The organism is uncultured Meiothermus sp. (assembly GCF_937863175.1).
Classification (GTDB): domain Bacteria; phylum Deinococcota; class Deinococci; order Deinococcales; family Thermaceae; genus Meiothermus.
This window is the reverse complement of record NZ_CALMCQ010000121.1, coordinates 1-3,480: the sequence shown is the minus strand read 5'-3', so window position 1 is coordinate 3,480 and position 3,480 is coordinate 1. Positions and strand designations below refer to the sequence as shown.

The 3,480-nt window shown below is 63.6% G+C and carries 3 protein-coding genes; all 3 read right to left on the bottom strand.

The genetic code is table 11. From position 1 onward, the window contains the following. Window positions 1-1,374 (bottom strand): AAA family ATPase (locus Q0288_RS04915; RefSeq protein ID WP_299428047.1); only part of this gene is annotated, 1,374 nt, incomplete at its 3' end. A 118-nt stretch (window positions 1,375-1,492) separates the two neighbouring features. After that, on the bottom strand, window positions 1,493-2,026 hold the full coding sequence (locus Q0288_RS04910) for a GerMN domain-containing protein (RefSeq protein ID WP_299428045.1): 534 nt from the start codon (window positions 2,024-2,026) through the stop codon (window positions 1,493-1,495). Beyond that, on the bottom strand, window positions 2,023-3,276 hold the full coding sequence (locus Q0288_RS04905) for an N-acetylmuramoyl-L-alanine amidase (RefSeq protein ID WP_299428042.1): 1,254 nt from the start codon (window positions 3,274-3,276) through the stop codon (window positions 2,023-2,025). The genes Q0288_RS04910 and Q0288_RS04905 overlap by 4 nt, the downstream gene beginning before the upstream one ends. Window positions 3,277-3,480: the final 204 nt, after the last annotated feature.

Below are 3,480 nucleotides of genomic sequence, written 5' to 3'. Positions count from 1 at the left end.
GGAGCCGGAGCGCAGCATGGCCTCGAGGCGGCGCGCCTCGGCAAGGGCAGCGCGGGCGTCGCTGCTGAGCTGGCCTTCCTGCTTCACCCGTTTATTCAGCCGGGCGCGCAGCTCGCTTTCGCGGGACTGGGCGGCAGAAAGATCGTGATGGAGGGCGGCCAGTTCATTTTCGAGGCGGGCCTGGTCGGCCACCAAAGCAGATTTTTGCATGAGGGTCTGCTCGTAAGCCCGTTTCTGGGCCTCGTAGGTGGCCTGGGCCTGCAGGTAGCGCTCGAAGGCTTGTTGTTGCGCAGCGAGCTGGTTTTCTTCCGTCTGGAGCGCTGCTTGCAGCTCGAGCACACGCTGCTGGTATTTCTGCATGACCTCGGGGGCAGGTTCTGGCTCGCTTGGCGCTACCGGCTCGGAAATCAGGCCCAGCCGGGTCAGCCGGCCTTCGCTCTCGCTCAGATCCAGCGCCAGACGACGCAGCAGGCCCTCGAGCGAATTGCGCTCCTGGTCGGCCAGGCGCAGTTCGCCGCTCAGGGCTTCGGCCTGTCTCAGGGCCTCAGTGTGGGCATTCTGCGCTGCTTCCAGGGCTTCCAGGGCCTGACTCTTTTCGGCTTCCAGTTCGCGCAAACGCTGGCCGGCTTCGGTGCGCTCGCGTTCCAGGTTTTGGGCCTTCTGCTGGGCTGCTCTGGCTTCCTGGTCGGCCTCGCGGATGCGGGCCAGCAGCACACTGCGACGCAGTACCAGGCTGCGGGCCGCCAGCGCAGTGGCGTTGCGGGCGGCCTCGGCCTGCTGGGCTTTCTCGACCACCGAGGTTTTGCGTTCGCCGAGTTCCTGGGAGCGGGTTTGCAGCTCGAGGGTCGCGCTCTGCAGGCGTTCATGGGCCATTTTGCTGGCCTGTGTCACGACGCGCAGACCTGCAGCCTCCTCCAGGTAGCTAAGCAGCACCTCGGGCCCGGCCTGCAAAATTTGTCCTACCTCGCCCTGCCCCACGATGGCATAACCGGTGCGGGAAAGGCCGGTGCCCATCAGGGCCTGCTCCACTTGCCGGAGGGTGCTGCGTGAACCGTTGAGCCGTACATCACTGTTGCCGTCGCGCTCGAGGCGGCGGCTCAGATTGACCCGTCGTCCACTGCCCCCCAGCTCCAGCCCAACCTCGGCAAACCCCAGCGGAGCCTTGCCATCCGAACCATGAAACAGCAGCGAGAGGGCCTCCTCACCGCGCAGCTCCCGCGCCCTGGCCCCCACCACCCAGCGCAGCGCTTCAACCAGATTGCTCTTGCCAGAGCCATTGGGGCCTACAATGCCGTAGATGCCCCGGTCGAACTCGAGGCTGGCGCGTTCGCCAAAAGATTTGAAACCTTGCAGGAGGAGTCGTTCAATCTTCATAAATGTCTGGATACCCATGTACGCCGTTGTAAAAAGGTCTGATTGGATCTCGCAGGTCGTAAGTCACAAAGCTGTCAGGGGTCATGCGCTACGACGCTGCATTTCGTAGTCCTGTTGATTACTGTCCCTGTCGCTTAAACGGATCCAGCAGTGACAGATGCCCCAGACTCTCTACTTCCCGGCCCTCCAGCAAGAACCTGACCTGCTGCACCTCTTTGAACTCCAGCAGGGTATTGGCGATGCCATAGATCAGGGCCATTTCGCCAGCGGTGCCATAGCCCAGCCGCGCATAGGCTGCCGGCAAGTCTACCAGAGCGGTACTCTCGCGCAAAAAAACCGTAGGGGCGGGGGTTCCGGCGGGAACCAGGGGCGCTGCCCCCTGAATTTGCGGCCCCCGAACCAGTTCCTCCAGCACCCGCCCCAGGGTGTACTCGCCCTCGACAAACTGAATGGTGCGCTCTTCGATCACCAGGCCGTCTTCGGTGTCTTTGGCGAAGTGCAGCCTGACCGTACGGGGGCCCTGATTCTCGAGGTCGGAGGGCAGGTTGAGCGACCTCGAGCCGGTATCGTTCTGGATAGACCACAAACCCCACCCTCCCAGAACCAGTACCACCAGACCCAGCAGATTGGTAATACTCAGAACCCGTCTCAAGGTCGTGCACCTCCAGCAGGGGTAGGGTTCGGAGTGGGGCGTGCTTCGGGCAGGCCCAGATAGGAGAAAACCGCTCTCGCCAGTACCTCGGCCACCTGCTCGCGGCCTTGTGGGGTGCGAAGTTGTTCAAATCCCACCTCGAGCAAGATCGCAGCGCCGCCCGCCATCGAAAGCACGTACATGGCGTCCTGGCTGGTATTGGCCACGATCCCGGCAGTGGCAAAGCCCTCTGACACCCTCTGGGCAAACCGGGCTGCCGAGCCTGGAGCCGCCACAAAGCGCTCCAGAATAGCCCGCTGGTGGGCGGGGGTACGGGCCGAGAGCTCACGGCCCTTTTCCAGCAAGCGCAGGGTCTGAACCTCAGGGTGGCTAAAGGCAGTGACCCGGTTTCCCGCCGCAGCGTGCAGGCTGATGAAGACCTGGGCCGAGGTGGCGTGCTGCGCTCTGGCCAGCAGCGGAACTGCACGGTCGGAGTTGCGGGTCAGAATCACCTCGAGTCGGCGCTGCCGGAGTAAGCTGTGCAGACGCTGGGTCACGCTCAGCACCAGATCCTTCTCCCGCAGTCCGCCTACCACCACGCCGGTATCGGCTCCCCCGTGGCCGGCATCCAACACCACCCTGGGCAGTCGGGAGAGGCCGCCCCGTTCAACGATGACCTGCCGGGGTAAAAAGAGCAGGCGAGGGGGGTCACCTCCTTGGGGCAGGTAAATCTCGGTGCCCCAGTCCTCCCGGCTGAAGCTGATGGGGGAGGCCGGCGGCGTATCCGGCACCCCGCGCACCCCTATCATGGCCAGACGCGGAGGGTTGTTGGCCAGGATCCGCACCTGGACATCGCGGTCAAAACGCAGTACATACCGTTCGGTCGAGCCTGCCAGAACCCGCTGCACCTCCAGCAGTCGGGCTGGACGCAAGGCCAGCACAGAGGCACCGTACTCGTTGCGGTAATAGAGCTCGAGGTTGCGGGCCAACTCCCGCACCGGAACCCAGAGGCTGCCCTCCGAGCGATAGGCGTTCAGCAACCGGACTGCATCGGCGCCCTGGCTGTTGATACCAAAGGCCGCCACCCGGCTTCCCAGGCTCAGGTACACCCGGCCTGTGGTCTCGAGATAGCCCAGCCCCAGGGCTTCAGCAATGAGCTTTGCCGGCCCAAAGGCTACCGATCCACCGCCTGGAAAGATGGCCTGGCTCTCCTGAAAGCCTACCAGCAAGCGGTTTTCGTACTGAGCCAGGCCGAGGCCAAGCAATACCATGAGAACAGTCCAGGTGCGGCGCATCAAAAAGTCCAGTCGCTATTGTTTTACCTGGCGCAGATTAGAACCGCAAGCCCTATAGAGGTCGGGAGCCGAGGGTCAGGGGTCGAGCCCGCTCACCCCTTACCAGCTCTCCAGTTCACGCCGTACGGCCCGTTTCTTGTCGTCAGCTTTCTTCTGGAAATCACGCTTACCACGGGCCAG